Below are 14,337 nucleotides of genomic sequence, written 5' to 3'. Positions count from 1 at the left end.
AACTTTAATAAGATTCTAAACCAAGTTTTTTCTTATTATCTCATTCTATACCAGGAAAATCCAAACAGTCCCATGCATAGTACAATTAATAAAGTTATTATAATATCAAATGTAAATAATGATAAAACTGCAGCTATTCCACACATTATAAATACAAAAATTAGTCTTACTTTGTTTTTCCTTCTCATAGAAACATATACACCCTATCCTTTCATTTATAATCACTTATCTCTTATTCTTTCTAATGTATATTAATAGAATTAATGCAGTAACAAAAATAACTGCATTTAAAATAATCAAAACTCCATCCATATTATTCTTTCCTAATCAAATTGGGTTACCCAGTTATCATCCTTAGATGCATCAAAGCACATCTTAATCTGATCATAGGTTGTTTTCTCAACCGCAAGATTTGGTAGTGAATTCAAATCAAAATAACCTGAATCAATTGTTTCAAGATTAGGTACAAACTCTCCATCTATTAAATCACACAACACAAACACCTTACATATTCCATATGCTGATACTGGTACATTATGTTTCTTACGATCCTGAAGGGCAATAATTCTTACTGGTTTTACATTTAACCCTGCTTCTTCTTTCACTTCTTTGATTGTATTAGATTCCACAGACTCTAACACATCAACCCAGCCACCTGGCAGGGACCATGTACCGTTTTTCTCTTGAACCAGTAGTATCTTTCCATCTTGAAAGATCGCTGCTCTTGTATCGATTTTTGGCGTCTGATATCCTTCATCACAACAGAACAATGACTTCACTGTTTCTTTGGGAATATCACTTTGATAACTTAACATCTCTGCAGCAATATCTCTTAACTGCTCATAACGCTCTCTGTCATACTCATCTCTAACATAAGCCAGACCATTTTGAGCTATACTTTGTATTTCAATTGCCCACTTTAACCAAGGCTCTTTCAATAGTGTTTCTCTAATCATTATTTTTTCCTCATCTTGTCTCTAATTCCATTATGTTTTATCCACTCATTTAGTAATAAAGAAAATTCCCAGGATGTTGTCATCGTAAATCGATGATGAATTGAATTATCTGAAAATTCTATCCTTAATGAACAATCGCTTGGTCTTCTGTTTGAACCTATTTGAATAAGATGAATTTGGCTTTTATCAATAGTATAAAGCTTTCTAAATTTATTCCTTATCTTTAAGGTATCATTATCAACTTTTAGGTATAAATTAAAATGAAGAAAACATTGAATTATCGAATAGATACATCCAATTAATAAGAATAAATAAAACCCTATCATGATAATTTGACTTTTTAGTTCTTGTTTCACTATTGTCTTAATCACATTCTGAAAACGATAATCATGAATTCGAAATAATATATATATAAAACAAATGCAAGTAACTAGTTGTAGTGCATGCATCAATAAAATTGAATTTGGTTCTTTTGTCTGAAATGTTGATTTATATTTAATCTTATTCGTAGTAGATTTTTGTTTGTTTAATACTTTGATTAAATAAAGCAAAATTGAAAAACATATTATTCCAGCAAACCCTATAATTAATAAAACTTTCATACGAATCCCTCATTATTATTGATCCTCCATATTATACCATGTATATAATATGGATACTTGGATATTTCTGTCACAAAAAAAGACATCTGCCACTCTGGGTAGATGTCCTTCGATTAAGTTTTATTCAATTGCTATGTATTTGTCAGTTTCTATTTCTTTTTTATCTGCTTTAGGAACTACAATCTTTAATTCTCCATTTTCAAATTTAGCTTTAATATCGTCTTCCTTCACATTGTCAGATACATAGAAACTACGTGAGCATGTGCCACTGTAACGTTCTTGACGGATTACATTTCCTTTTTCATCTTTTTCTTCTTTATTTTGGTTTTTTGTTGCTGTTACATTTAAGTAACCATCTTTTAATGAGATTTTGATATCATCTTTATCATAACCTGCCAATTCCATGTTCAACAAATAATTTCCATCTTTTTCACTAATGTCTGTTTTCATGTTATTCATTGGTTTTGAGAAAAAAGATTTTCTAAATGTATCATCAAAAACATCATCAAATACGTCAAAACTTGGTAAGAATTTCATAAACATCGCCTCTTTTCTTTTCCTATCATTACCTAAAATTCTTACAGTTAGAAGACTACTTCTTTCTAACTTCGATTATATTATAACACCAATTAGCACTTTGTCAACTAGAGTGCTAATTTTTTTATTTATAATCTTTTTCGACGATTGATTCAATAATTTCAATACATTCAAGGGTTACCTGTTTACTCATAATTGGACTTTCTAATAGGCCTTTATTAATACATTCATTGATATGATCGACTTCATAAACAAATTCACTTTCAAAAGGAAGGTGTACTTCTTCAATGACTTCATCATTGTATACAACTGTAGCCTGTTTTGGGCGCCAGTAAAAAGGGACCTTAATCTTTCCTTTATCACCATAGAAAATTGCCTCTGCTTCAATCGGTGCCAGTCGAGAGATGGTTGTGGTAATGAGATGTTCATTGTTGATATTTAAATTAATAGTACCAATCTCATCTACACCTGTAGGTCCAATGATTGCATTACCTTGTGATGAAATAATAGGTTTATCAAACAGATACTTCATATATTCTATCGTATAGCTTCCACTACCATAGAAGACTCCTCCACCTTTCTTATGATCATACATCCAGTGTTCTTTATCATCACCAGCTGCATAATAAGAAGATAGACGAACAAAACTAATATCACCAACTAGTTTCTGTTCAATTGATTCCTTCAACCATTTGCTGATTGGAAGAAAAACTGACTTCTGTGCTTCCATCACAAAAAGATTCTGCTCCTTTGCAAATGCAAACACTTCAAGTGCTTCTTTCTTTGTAAGCATAAATGGTTTTTCACATACTACATGCTTGCATGCTTTTAATGCACTCATGCAATGTTCATAATGAAGATAATTTGGTGTTGATATATAGACTACATCAATATCTTCATCCTGAAATAACTCATCATAATCACCATATGCTTTTTCAATATGATGCTGATCTGCCATATTTCTTGCTTTCTGATAGTTTCGAGAAGCAAGTGCAACCACTTCTCCATCTGCACTTAACTGTACTCCTTTGATAAAGCGAGGAACAATTGATGCAGTACTTAAAATTCCATAATGTATTTTTTTCATATTATCACCTGTTACCAGTATACCATAACTAATAATGAAGGCTTACTAACATGAATTCGCAATTGTTGAACATTCAACGTTGTATCTTTAAAACAATCTTGTTATAATATACTAGTCATAAGGGAGTAGTTATCTTGCCTTCCCAGCAAGTATTTAAGTCAACATATTGACCTTTTCGGTCTGGCTTATTGTAAAAAACGAGACTTATACGATTCTTTTCGTATAAGTCTTTTTTTCTTAAAAGGAGCGATTTTATTATGAGTATTTTTTCAATTATTTTAACAGGTGTCGGTTTAGCGATGGATGCTTTTGCAGTCTCACTAGCGAAAGGTATGTGTTTTAGTAAGAAAGATGCTACCAAATATGCATTAGTATTTGCACTGGTATTTGGTTTCTTTCAGGCAGCTATGCCATTCATTGGTTATTTCTGCAGTGCGGAACTAGCAACCTACATTCAAGATTTTGATCATTGGGTAGCATTTATTCTGCTACTTGTTATTGGACTTAAGATGGTAAAAGAAGCATTTGAAGAAAAAGATGTAGATTGTGATATATCTCTTACAATGAAAGATATCATTGTATTAGGAATAGCAACCAGCATTGATGCATTAGCTGTAGGAGTCAGCTTTGCCTTTCTAAATGTAAATATCTTATCTGCTTGTATTACTATTGGTGCTGTTACCTTTGTATTAAGTTTCCTTGCCGTGCATATGGGAAAACGAATTGGTAGTGCATTTCAAAAATATGCTGAATTGTTTGGAGGTTCCATCCTAATAATATTAGGTGTGAAAATTTTAATCGAACATCTATTTATGTAAATATATGATAAAATATGTCTATGGACGAAATGATAAAAAAACCGCTGGCGTTTCGCTTGCGACCAAAAAAACTAGATGATGTCATTGGACAGCAACATCTCATAGGAGAAGGGAAAATAATTAGAAAATGCCTAGAGCAGGGAAAATTATTTTCTATGATTTTCTATGGGCCTCCAGGCACTGGGAAAACAACATTGGCTACGGTGTTAGCAAATGAGTTGAATATCAATTATCGATTATTCAATGCGGTAACTGGAAATAAGAAAGAACTAACAACAATCTTTGAAGAAGCGAAGTTCTTTCCTGGAATGGTTGTAATTATCGATGAGGTACATCGTTTAAATAAAGATAAACAAGATTTACTTTTGCCACATATTGAGAATGGGACAATTACTATGATTGGAGCTACTACAGCAAACCCACTCTTCTCAATCAATCCGGCAATCCGCAGCCGAACTCATTTGTTTGAAATCAAGGCACTAGAGAATAACGATATTATCTTTGCATTGAAACGAGCAATTGAACATCCGGATGGATTGGACAATAAGGTAACTGCAACTGATGCTGCATTAGAACTTATCGCAAAACAAAGCAATGGTGATATTCGTTATGCCTTAAACATTTTGGAAATCTGTGCTGTTGCAAGTGATCATATTGATGAAGAACTTGTGGAAGTATATGCATTTATACCAAATATTAGTTCTGACAGTGATGGTGATTACCATTATGATTTACTAAGTGCATTTCAGAAATCAATTCGTGGTAGTGATGTAGATGCTGCGCTTTATTATTTAGGTATTTTAATTGAAATTGGTGATTTAGAATCGATTGAACGTAGACTGCTAGTTACTGCATATGAAGATGTTGGATTAGCAAATCCAGCAGCTGTTGCTCGATGCATCAATGCTATTGACGCAACAAAAAGAGTTGGTTTTCCAGAAGGAAGAATCCCTCTGGCACATACAATCATTGATTTATGTCTGTCACCAAAGAGCAAATCAGCAATTGATGCAATTGGTAATGCGACAGCAATTATTAAACAGCATGCGTATCCTGTACCCCCTTACTTGCGTTATACTCCTGTAGGAATGGCTGAGGAAGATAAGTATGATTATGGTCGTTTGGATCTTGTTGATCAGATTCAATATCTTCCAAATGAAATACGTAACGAGACCTTTTATACACCTAATGAAAACAGCCAGTACGAACGAGCTCTTGCAAGTAATCTAAAAAAACTAAAACAGAAGAAACGTACCTCTGATTTAGCAAACTTAAAAAAACAGCGATAAATTTGATATCGCTGTTTTACATTTGTTGTAAGTTATGAGTATACTTTTCATTATTTCCTAAACTATCATATAAGTATATATGAACAATTCCTTCACTGAATTCACCTTCAACAAATCCTGTTTCATCCATATAATAAGTTTTATCATTATATGTTATATGAGATAATTCATAATCGATTCCAGATAAGTAATCTATTGCTTCAATGATAATTCCATTTTCTACACGCGAAATCCCAGTAAATTCTGGTGGTTCCATATCAATTACATCAATGACACGAATTACACTTTCCACATCATCAACTATAACCGTATACTCACCATTTTCTTCCGCTTCAAATACAACCATATTATGGTCTACTACAAATTCTTCTTCCTTATTATTATGAACAACATGAATTTCTTCATTCTCTACATCATGATCCATTACAACTTCTACTTCAAAAGGATGGTTTACGGTTTTATCCGGTATATGTATTTCTTCTACATGACTAATACCATCACTACTACTGTCATCTGTATTAGTAAGACTATGAATTCCTATCACACTCGCAGCTCCACCAGTCGCTAACGCAATCCCTGCTTTCCATTTTGCTGGAAGGCCAACCTTCGTTTCTTCTTCTAATCCTACATTATCCTGCCACTCAGTCTGCGCCTGTGCCAGAATTGCTTCTTTCATTGGTGCTTTTGCTTCTTCAGGCAATGAATGTCCGGCAATTGTAGTGGCCATTACCTGCGCCATAATCGGAGCAAAGGCAACTGAAAAATGACGGCTAGGTTTTACTCCATGTCCTTCTAGGACTGGTTGTATAATTTTACGAATACGATTTAATCTTGATTTTACTGTTCCCTCAGGTATCTCAATCAAATCAGCAATTTCTTTTGTTGTATAATCGTCAAAATAACGTAGTTGAGCTACCCTCAATAATTTTGGGGGCATTTTTTCAATTTCTGTTTCTACGATGTTAACGATTTCCTTATTGTCTAACATTTCCCTCGGACCTTTCTTTTGAATTGATAACTCTTCGATATCATATTCCTCATCTAATTGTATATGTTTATTCCCTTTCCTTCTATAAGAATCCATTGCGATATGATAAGCAATCTTATGGATCCATGAACTAAACGCTTGGAGTTTACTCAGTTTGTGAATATTCTTCAATACCTGTATAAAAGTTTCTTGTACAATCTCTTCAGCATCGGCTGTATTTTTCACATACGATAAAGAAAAATAGTAAATTGAATCTTTATAAAATTCAAACACAGTATTGAAGGCATCCATATCACCATCCTTCATACGTTCTATATATTTTACATCTAATTTTTTTCTTTTCATGAGAACTCCTTATGTTCACAAAATTTATCACACTTCCCCTAAAAAAACAATTAAAATACTCATTCATACATTAGTCGTATTTAATATAAAAAAAGTTCACTAATTTTGTGAACTTTATATTCAAATATACGATAGGTCATCATACGCGTTAACTATATTATGGTGTTAACATTTGAATTATATGGGCTTAGGTTCCCATTTGTTAGATATACCGCCCCTCCAAGGACAATGTATTTTCTTACATATAATAATAGGTCATAGGTTTATAGGTTCTTAATATTTATTCTTTCACAACTAACTAATCACATCGCTCCTTTCATTCATTGCGCCCTCTTCATAGTTTAGACTGTATAGGTTTGCATTTCGTTCACGTTTTTTTCAAATTTTTTAAAACTTTTTTTAAAAACATCAAAAAAGCCCACAATTGTGGACTTATTTTTTAAATTTCGACTTTAATTGCATTCCAACTAACACCAGAATTCCAGCTCCACTAATCACAAATGGTAGAATTTTATTCAACCAGTTATCATCTGTTGTTTTTGTAGCAACTAAAGTATCACTACTTCCTTCACTACTTTCACCAGATGATGAAGTTTTCTTATCTGTATCAGTATACAATGTCTTCGTCTTATTCTTATTTGTTTTCGTTGTTCCATCAACCGAAGAAGTTTTTTGAATCTTTGCCTTAGAATTTTCTTTCTTTTCAACAAGTTCTTCAACTTCTTCAATGATTGCTATTGGCTCCACTGCAACTACTGGCACTACCTCTTCCTTCACCTTAACTGTCTCCACAGGTTTTGGTGTTGGCTTTGGTTCTGGCTCAGGATCCGGTGTTGGTTCAATCGGATCTGGATCTGGTTGCGGTTTTGGATCCGGCTTAGGAATAACAGGTGGTGTTGGTTTCTTTGTGAATATCGCATATACATCACGATCACTTGTCACATTACTAAGATCACCATCCCAGCCTTTGAAAATTCTATTGTCACCACCATCAACTTGAAGTGACTGTGCATCTTCACCATATTCAACCACGATTGTTTCATATATCTTTCCATCAACATAATAATTTACATTAAAGGTTTTCTTCTGATAGATAGCATATAAAGTAATATTACTATATACTTCTCCACCTTGATAATAATCTCCATTACCATCAGGACTATAACTATAACCTAGAAAATCATATCCTTCTTTTTCAAGAATTGGTAAATCCGAAGCATCACCTTCTAAATATTTATATGTATTTGCAAGATTCTGTCCATCATATATGTTTATATAATGAAATGTTTGTTGGTAATTACTATAAAACGGAGTATATTCTTTTATTTCCTTCACTCCTGCACCTTCTACTGTCACTTGTGTTCTTGCTTCAGTAGCACTAGAAGATGTTGTCTTCAACCTTACAGTAAATGTCATTGTTGATGTTTTATTGATATCTGTAAGTAATCCACCATTTTTAAATTGCTCATATTCCTCTTCTGTTGCGTATCTATAATCACCAGCACTCTTGTGAATCCATAACACATTATCTGTGTAATCCATGAATTCCAAACCTTCTAATAATTGTAAACTTACATTTGCACTTTCACCTTCTGCATTATTCAAATAAATATGAAGAATCACATCTGATCCTTTTGGTATCCACTCATCACTTCCACTTTGAGGTAAATTGACCCAGTTTCTTCCCGCGCCTTCTTTATCCCAGTGAAGACATGTATAATATCCATACTTTTCACTAACGTTTGCAGAACTATCTTGAATACCATCATCTTCATGCGCTGATATACTTTGTCCACTAACTACAAATGCACCAAGTACAAGCAACAACGATAATAGTTTTAATTTTATTTTTTTCATACTGTCGCCCCCATTATGCATCTAAGTCAACACTGTATACAGATTCATTTCCAACGTTATCATATAAATAAATCTGAACTACACCTTCGTAGTCTCCTTCCACTACTCCACTTTCATTCAACATTGCCTTTTGACCATCACTTGTTAACAAGTATGATTTGGTGTAATCGATCCCTGCCAAATCATCTGATGAAGCAATTTTTAGAGTACTTCCTTGCTTTTCTACAGTTGCTAATTCCGGAGAAGTCTTATCAATATTTGAAACTGTGAACTGATGTTCTTCTTCGCCGACCTGAATGATATAGTCACCATTCTGAGTTGCTTCAAATACCAATGTATTCTCATTAAGATTAAATGCTAATTCTGTGTTGTCTAAATATATATGTATATCATCTTCACTCTCCGTATTACTAAGAGCTACTTCGATTTCAATATTTTCATTTGTCATTGATTCATAGTAAGAAATAGAATCAATATGTGCTGGTAATGGTTGAGCAATCTGATATGCTCCATATAATCCAGCTCCCCCAGATACCGCTGCTACTGCAACCTTAGTTGCTGTTTCAATTGTTGTACTGACACCAGCACTTGCACTGGCTGCACCTCCAGCCATTCCTGCAGCACCTGCTGCAATACTAGCCAATAGTCCAGATGTTACACTTGCCATATTACCAATCAGTCGCGATGTTGATTCGCTAGATATTCCATTTGAAGAAATAATCTGTTGGAATGCCTCAAACACCATCGGCGTAAATAAGAAAGAGAAATATTTTGCAGGTGTAAAACCTTTTGCCGATAATTTTGGTTGAATTATCTTACGTACTTTTTTCAATCTCGTTTTTACGGTTCCTTCAGGGATATCCATAATATCCGCAATCTCACGAGTCGTAAAATCGTCAAAGTAGCGTAATTGAGCAACCTGAACTAAACCTTCAGGCATATTTTCAATTTCACTTTTAATAACTGAAACAATTTCGCTTCTTGCCAACATATTCTCCGGTCCTTCCTTATTTTCAATCATATTCTCTAAATCAAAATCATTATCCATTTGAACATGTTTGCTGTTTTGCTTATATAAAGTCATTGACTTGTTATAAGCAATTTTGTGGATCCAAGAATGAAAGGAACTAGGCTTCTCCAAGTCATTGATATATCTCAATGCCTGAATAAAGGTATCCTGAACAATTTCCTCTGCATCAGCTCTATTTTTTACGAAACTGAGTGCAAAATAGAAAATGGAATCTTTGTAAAAACGAAAGATCTCTTCAAATGCCTCACTGTCACCTTGCTGCAATAATTTTACATATTTGGTATCTATCGTTTTTCTAGCCATCGTATTCTCCCTATATGTCATAATAAAATTAACATAAATAAGGAAAAAAGACAAACAAACACGCTTCATTATTTAGACAATTTAAATTGACAAATCGTTCATATTTTCGTAAGAAATTTTCATATTTGTGGTTTAAAAGCAAAAATTACACCTTAAATAAACAGTAATAAACTGATTGCCATTACAATCATTCCAGCTATTAAACCATATATAGAAAGGTGATGTTCACCATATTCTCTGGCTGCTAGCAATAATTCATCAAATGATATAAAAACCATAATACCTGCAACTCCTGCAAAGATCATTCCAAATACTACATCATTCATTATCGGCATCAGAATTAACCAACCTACCAAAGCTCCAATAGGTTCCGCCAATCCCGAAAGAAAAGAATAAACAAATGCTTTTCTTTTTGATCCAGTTGCATAATAAATAGGAACTGAAACCGCTATCCCTTCTGGTATATTGTGAATAGCAATAGCAACTACAATTGGTATCGCAAGAGTTGGATCTTGTAAAGCAGATACAAAGGTCGCCAGACCTTCTGGAAAATTATGAATACCGATTGCCAGTGCAGTGAACATTCCCATTCTCAGCAGACTCTTTTTGTCTTTTACAGAGCGTTCCTGATCTGTCTCCTCATAATCTATTTCTTTTATTTCATGGGGATTTTCTTCTGATGGAATTAGTTTATCAATAATCGCAATAACTAACATTCCTCCAAAAAAACCAATAACCGTTAACCAACTTCCCATTCTTTCTCCTAATTCACTTGTTAATGAGTCTTGGGCTTTAACAAAGATTTCAATCATTGATACATAAATCATTACTCCAGCAGAGAATCCAAGACTAACTGATAAAAATTTTTTATTTGTACGTTTCGCGAAGAAGGCAATACAACTTCCAATACCAGTACTCAAGCCTGCAATTGCCGTCAGCATAAACGCATATAATACATCATTCATATGTGCCTCGTTTCCTAAGTTAGCCTTAGCTAACTTATACATAGAATATCACAGAATAAATTATGCGTCAACAACGATACAAAAAGGAACAGAAAATTTCTGCTCCCTAAGATAAACATTTATTCATTATATTACCATAAATACGGTTCTCAGCATCTGATGGCATTTTGTAGTTTTGAATAATCAGATCAAATGCTCTTGATACAATGAAAGGCATTTGTAAAGAATTTGATATTCTTTCTTCAACCTGAGTATCAATTTTTGGTCGAATCAGACTTTCTACCTTATCAATCCGTATTTCTACAATCTCTTCTGGTATATTTAATATATTAGAAATATCCACCACTGTAAACTGCTCAAAATACCAAAGCAAAGCAATGAATTTGTATTTTACTGGCATATTTTCAATTTCAACTTTTACCGCTTGAATAACGTCTCTTCTTATTTCCATTAGTAACCTCTACCTTCTTTTTATCTTACTTTTAGTAAATAACCCCTACATATATAAGACACTTTTTAGAGGAAAAAGGTTCACTTATATCTGATTTTGTATATCAATATAAGGAAATAATTTTCACAGTTCGTTTATTTGAATTTGCCCAGGTGCACTTTCATTACCAAATGAAGCGAAAGTTATACAACTTCCAAGTTCACTTGCATCCAGTCTTGTTGATTTTCCTAACTCACCCATTGAGATTGCAACAAAACGAATTTCTTCATTTTTTGCCAAGTTACATGATGCTTTCATATTTTCAACATCACTCTCATTTCTAGGCATGTATGCCACCTTACAGATATGAGCACCCATCTTCTCCATCATACGAAGGCGACTGACAATCTTATCTTGCGGTGGAGTAGAATCAAAATCATGGTGTGATAGGATCACAGCAATACCTGCTGTCTTTGCATGTTTTATAATATTGTTGATTGTTGCTTCTTCACGCATAAACTCTACATCTACCAAGTCTACTGTTTTACTCAACATTGCTGTTTTATAAAGCAGTAAGTATTCACTTGCTTTAATATCACAGTTTCCACCTTCATTGATTGTACGGAATGTGAAAATCAATGGAAGTTTAACTAAGATAGCAGACAGTTTCTTTAATGTATCCACTACCTTTGCGATATCCTTACAGTCTTCATAATAATCACAGCGCCACTCTACTAGTTGCGCTTTTGTTTTTGTAATTTCTTTTGCTTCTTCAAGAATTGTATCTTGTGTACTTGCCGTAATTGGCACACAGATTTTTGATGGCATCTCACCAATAGTTAATCCTTTAATATTTAAGTCTTGCATAAGTTGTCCTCCAAAATCTTATTTTGTACTGCTTATACTATCATAAATCAAGTCTTTTTACCATCATTCATGGTACATTTTCCAATGTTTTCATGACATTTAAAACAGGCTTTCCTGCACAATACCCCTTGGTTTTTTATATGCAGCGATAATATCACCCATCCGATATAACAGTCCATATTTCCTGCATTCACTCTCAAACAATTTATGTAATCCTTTATTTAACGTATTACACATATACTTTCCTCGATATACCTGACGATACTTATCTGATAACCCAGGAAATAATTCATCTAGTTTCTCAAAATAGTATTCCATCTGATTTTCTCTTAATGTAACCCCAGAAAAGGCAAAGACAAACTTAGCACCTGCTTCATATGACTTTCTAACCACTTCTCTTACATTTTCTTCTGTATCCGTAATAAAAGGAAGCCATGGGGTAAATAATACTCCAGTAAAGATTCCTGCATCACTCAACTCTTTAATCGCTGCAAAGCGCTCACTTGATACGGATACATATGGCTCAATCTTGCGACTGAGATTATCATCTGCACAGGTAATTGTCATTTTTAAAAGCAGGTTATGACGTTCCATAATCTTTTTGAATACATCAATATCACGAGTAATCATAGCACTCTTTGTTTCCATCGATAAACCATACCCATGTCTGGCTAATAATTCCAGTGCTCCGCGAGTAACGTTCATTTCTTTTTCAAATGGATTGTAGTGATCAGACATTGCACCTAAGCCTACAACTCCTTTTTTCTTATAAGATAATTCGCGATCTAAGATACGTAATGCATCTTCTTTCACTGTTACCTCATCAAAGTTCTCTACTCGATAACAATTGCTTCTGCTGTCACAATAAATACAACCGTGGCAACATCCACGGTATAGATTCATATTATAATCTGGACCAAACCAGTTATTTCCATTTTTCATTGTTTGCATAATGGTTTTTGCTTTTACTGTTTTCATGGTTTCATAATCGCATAGTTAATATAAAATTTCAATGAAAAAATTTATACTATTTTTCAATCCTTTTAATTGCCTTTTTCCCAATACGCCAATTCATATACAAATTAATATCATTAATTGCATCAATCACTCTCCACTGATACTCTTCACAATTATTTAGAAGTTGCAGCAGCACTGGCTTTACAAGATTCTTTTCTAGCTTACCTTTGGTACGAGCAACATAGGCAAGTCCCAGTGCCGCATTCGCCCTCACTCGTTCATCTTCATGTTGAGCAAGTTTCATACATGTATCTTGCGCAAACTTCCAGTCTGGTTCATATTCACCAAGTGACAATGGTAATGTGATAAGTGCATCCATATCATTTGATTCCAATATTTCTTTTACTTCTTCTCTTGTCTTCTCAGACAATGGTTTGTATATACGTTCCATAACTCTCCTATTTATAAAAAGCACATAACAAAATTCATTATGTGCTGCTCTTTATTTTCTAATTGTTGTACCCCATCCATCAAAAGTACCTTTACCTTCTTCACAAAGTTGTACAACATATTCACTGATTGCTGTAATCAAACCCATCTCTGGAATATCCTTAATCGTGAAATACACCTGATAATCTTGTCGTTCACTTAAGCTTACTTCCACAAGTTCAAAATCATATTCTGATTCATTTAAACTTTTTTCAAATAATCTAGCATTTGCTTCATCATTGAAGTATGCATAGAAATCAATTTGACGTTTCGTTTCAAACTTTTCACCTTGTGCTTCTAAGTTCTTAATAATCTTATGATTCTTAATCCAGTTAAATCCATAAATATCAGGATATAAGTTTGTGTTATAGTATTCTCCTTCATCATAGAAAATTGATTCCAGTTCATACATCATGTTCTTGTGACGACGCATTACTTTACGACACATCACATCCCACTTAACCTCTACTTCACTCATAAAAACAAATTCACGTGCTCCCTGATTTGTTTTGACTCCAACCATATAGAATCCATCCATATCCCAACTGGTAGCAAACTCATCTTCAATCTTATAAAGTTTCGCTGATGTATCCTTTGTTGGGAAACCACTGGCATACTGGTGATCAAAGAAAACACGTAAGATATAAGTATGATTTAAATCATCAAAAATTCGTTCCTCTGGCAATCCTAGATCCAAACGAATAGCAGAAGTATCTGTGAAGTAAACTTCCCAGTTTTCACTTACCTTATGAATCTTGATTTTATGAACTTTCTTTTTGTGATTTTTTTTCTCTTTTCTCTTAAATAAAGCCACAGT

At 33.6% G+C, this 14,337-nt stretch carries 15 protein-coding genes; 2 read left to right on the top strand and 13 right to left on the bottom strand.

Annotation, left to right across the window (positions count from 1 at the left end):
- Positions 1 to 323 precede the first annotated feature (323 nt).
- From J2S15_RS08740 to J2S15_RS08725, 4 genes are all read right to left on the bottom strand, one after another.
- A complete protein-coding gene (locus tag J2S15_RS08740) occupies positions 324 to 956 on the bottom strand; it encodes an NUDIX hydrolase N-terminal domain-containing protein (protein ID WP_307407399.1) in 633 nt (210 codons plus the stop codon).
- Complete coding sequence (locus J2S15_RS08735) at positions 956 to 1,558, bottom strand: hypothetical protein (protein WP_307407397.1); 603 nt, start codon at positions 1,556 to 1,558, stop codon at positions 956 to 958. The genes J2S15_RS08740 and J2S15_RS08735 overlap by 1 nt, the downstream gene beginning before the upstream one ends.
- A 120-nt stretch (positions 1,559 to 1,678) precedes the next feature.
- On the bottom strand, positions 1,679 to 2,095 hold the full coding sequence (locus tag J2S15_RS08730) for an Hsp20/alpha crystallin family protein (RefSeq protein ID WP_307407395.1): 417 nt from the start codon (positions 2,093 to 2,095) through the stop codon (positions 1,679 to 1,681).
- 124 nt (positions 2,096 to 2,219) lie between these two features.
- Positions 2,220 to 3,182, bottom strand: coding sequence for a Gfo/Idh/MocA family protein (locus J2S15_RS08725; RefSeq protein WP_307407393.1), 963 nt, complete (start codon positions 3,180 to 3,182; stop codon positions 2,220 to 2,222).
- Positions 3,183 to 3,439: 257 nt separating this feature from the next.
- Between J2S15_RS08725 and J2S15_RS08720 the strand changes: the two genes are divergently transcribed.
- Together J2S15_RS08720 and J2S15_RS08715 are read left to right on the top strand one after the other, a co-directional pair.
- Positions 3,440 to 4,000: a manganese efflux pump MntP gene (locus tag J2S15_RS08720; RefSeq protein ID WP_307407391.1), complete on the top strand. Its 561-nt coding sequence runs from the start codon at positions 3,440 to 3,442 to the stop codon at positions 3,998 to 4,000.
- A gap of 32 nt (positions 4,001 to 4,032) precedes the next feature.
- The gene (locus tag J2S15_RS08715; protein ID WP_307408244.1) at positions 4,033 to 5,289 is read left to right on the top strand and encodes a replication-associated recombination protein A; all 1,257 of its coding nucleotides are present in this window, start codon (positions 4,033 to 4,035) and stop codon (positions 5,287 to 5,289) included.
- A 16-nt stretch (positions 5,290 to 5,305) separates the two neighbouring features.
- Here J2S15_RS08715 and J2S15_RS08710 read toward each other — a convergent pair whose 3' ends face one another.
- The 9 genes from J2S15_RS08710 to J2S15_RS08670 form a co-directional block, all read right to left on the bottom strand.
- Positions 5,306 to 6,622: an RNA polymerase sigma factor gene (locus tag J2S15_RS08710; RefSeq protein ID WP_307407389.1), complete on the bottom strand. Its 1,317-nt coding sequence runs from the start codon at positions 6,620 to 6,622 to the stop codon at positions 5,306 to 5,308.
- Positions 6,623 to 7,054: 432 nt separating this feature from the next.
- The gene (locus J2S15_RS08705; RefSeq protein WP_307407387.1) at positions 7,055 to 8,479 is read right to left on the bottom strand and encodes a hypothetical protein; all 1,425 of its coding nucleotides are present in this window, start codon (positions 8,477 to 8,479) and stop codon (positions 7,055 to 7,057) included.
- Between the two features lie 13 nt (positions 8,480 to 8,492).
- Positions 8,493 to 9,812 (bottom strand): RNA polymerase sigma factor, encoded by a 1,320-nt coding sequence (locus J2S15_RS08700; protein WP_307407385.1) that lies wholly within the window; start codon positions 9,810 to 9,812, stop codon positions 8,493 to 8,495.
- A gap of 152 nt (positions 9,813 to 9,964) precedes the next feature.
- The gene (gene zupT, locus J2S15_RS08695; protein WP_307407383.1) at positions 9,965 to 10,777 is read right to left on the bottom strand and encodes a zinc transporter ZupT; all 813 of its coding nucleotides are present in this window, start codon (positions 10,775 to 10,777) and stop codon (positions 9,965 to 9,967) included.
- 106 nt (positions 10,778 to 10,883) lie between these two features.
- Positions 10,884 to 11,228: a hypothetical protein gene (locus J2S15_RS08690; protein ID WP_307407381.1), complete on the bottom strand. Its 345-nt coding sequence runs from the start codon at positions 11,226 to 11,228 to the stop codon at positions 10,884 to 10,886.
- Positions 11,229 to 11,351: 123 nt separating this feature from the next.
- Positions 11,352 to 12,074, bottom strand: coding sequence for a type I 3-dehydroquinate dehydratase (aroD, locus tag J2S15_RS08685; protein ID WP_307407379.1), 723 nt, complete (start codon positions 12,072 to 12,074; stop codon positions 11,352 to 11,354).
- A gap of 99 nt (positions 12,075 to 12,173) precedes the next feature.
- On the bottom strand, positions 12,174 to 13,052 hold the full coding sequence (locus J2S15_RS08680; protein ID WP_307407377.1) for an SPL family radical SAM protein: 879 nt from the start codon (positions 13,050 to 13,052) through the stop codon (positions 12,174 to 12,176).
- 49 nt (positions 13,053 to 13,101) lie between these two features.
- Positions 13,102 to 13,482 carry a hypothetical protein gene (locus J2S15_RS08675; protein ID WP_307407375.1) on the bottom strand — a complete coding sequence of 127 codons (381 nt, stop codon included), beginning with the start codon at positions 13,480 to 13,482 and terminating at the stop codon, positions 13,102 to 13,104.
- Positions 13,483 to 13,533: 51 nt separating this feature from the next.
- Positions 13,534 to 14,334 (bottom strand): DUF695 domain-containing protein, encoded by an 801-nt coding sequence (locus tag J2S15_RS08670; RefSeq protein ID WP_307407373.1) that lies wholly within the window; start codon positions 14,332 to 14,334, stop codon positions 13,534 to 13,536.
- Positions 14,335 to 14,337: the final 3 nt, after the last annotated feature.

Source organism: Breznakia pachnodae (genome assembly GCF_030814225.1).
Classification (GTDB): Bacteria; Bacillota_I; Bacilli_A; order Erysipelotrichales; family Erysipelotrichaceae; genus Breznakia; species Breznakia pachnodae.
Note: the sequence above shows the minus strand (reverse complement) of the source record. Positions and strands in the feature narration are given on the sequence as shown.

Coding starts and splice junctions, on each gene's coding strand:
- J2S15_RS08740 (WP_307407399.1), bottom strand. CDS start 956: ATGATTAGAGAAACACTATTGAAAGAGCCTTGGTTAAAGTGGGCAATT.
- J2S15_RS08710 (WP_307407389.1), bottom strand. CDS start 6,622: ATGAAAAGAAAAAAATTAGATGTAAAATATATAGAACGTATGAAGGAT.
- J2S15_RS08730 (WP_307407395.1), bottom strand. CDS start 2,095: ATGAAATTCTTACCAAGTTTTGACGTATTTGATGATGTTTTTGATGAT.
- J2S15_RS08705 (WP_307407387.1), bottom strand. CDS start 8,479: ATGAAAAAAATAAAATTAAAACTATTATCGTTGTTGCTTGTACTTGGT.
- J2S15_RS08735 (WP_307407397.1), bottom strand. CDS start 1,558: ATGAAAGTTTTATTAATTATAGGGTTTGCTGGAATAATATGTTTTTCA.
- J2S15_RS08700 (WP_307407385.1), bottom strand. CDS start 9,812: ATGGCTAGAAAAACGATAGATACCAAATATGTAAAATTATTGCAGCAA.
- J2S15_RS08690 (WP_307407381.1), bottom strand. CDS start 11,228: ATGGAAATAAGAAGAGACGTTATTCAAGCGGTAAAAGTTGAAATTGAA.
- J2S15_RS08680 (WP_307407377.1), bottom strand. CDS start 13,052: ATGAAAACAGTAAAAGCAAAAACCATTATGCAAACAATGAAAAATGGA.
- J2S15_RS08720 (WP_307407391.1), top strand. CDS start 3,440: ATGAGTATTTTTTCAATTATTTTAACAGGTGTCGGTTTAGCGATGGAT.
- J2S15_RS08725 (WP_307407393.1), bottom strand. CDS start 3,182: ATGAAAAAAATACATTATGGAATTTTAAGTACTGCATCAATTGTTCCT.
- zupT (WP_307407383.1), bottom strand. CDS start 10,777: ATGAATGATGTATTATATGCGTTTATGCTGACGGCAATTGCAGGCTTG.
- J2S15_RS08675 (WP_307407375.1), bottom strand. CDS start 13,482: ATGGAACGTATATACAAACCATTGTCTGAGAAGACAAGAGAAGAAGTA.
- aroD (WP_307407379.1), bottom strand. CDS start 12,074: ATGCAAGACTTAAATATTAAAGGATTAACTATTGGTGAGATGCCATCA.